This window comes from Tsukamurella pseudospumae (genome assembly GCF_001575195.1).
GTDB lineage: Bacteria > Actinomycetota > Actinomycetes > Mycobacteriales > Mycobacteriaceae > Tsukamurella > Tsukamurella pseudospumae.
In genome coordinates this window covers 1-264 of sequence record NZ_LSRF01000123.1, presented here as the reverse complement: position 1 = coordinate 264, position 264 = coordinate 1, and the positions used below count along the sequence as shown (strand labels likewise).

Genomic DNA, 264 nt, shown 5'->3' with positions numbered 1-264 from the left:
GGCGAGAATCCGTTGTTCCAGTCGCACATGTGGGACGGTTCGGCGATCCCGCTGGAGGAGAACCTGGAGATCGCGCAGGAGCTGCTGGCGAAGTGCAAGGCGGCGAACATCGTCCTGGAGATCGAGATCGGTGTGGTCGGTGGTGAGGAGGACGGTGTCGAGAACGAGATCAACGACAAGCTGTTCACCTCGGATGAGGATTTCGCGAAGACGGTCGATGCGCTGGGCACCGAGGGCTATCTGCTGGCGGCGACGTTCGGCAAC

General features: G+C 61.7%; 1 protein-coding gene. It reads left to right on the top strand.

Features of this window, described 5'->3' with window-relative positions; genetic code table 11:
* On the top strand, positions 1–264 hold a 264-nt coding region (locus AXK60_RS25390; RefSeq protein ID WP_175400125.1), incomplete at both ends, for a class II fructose-bisphosphate aldolase.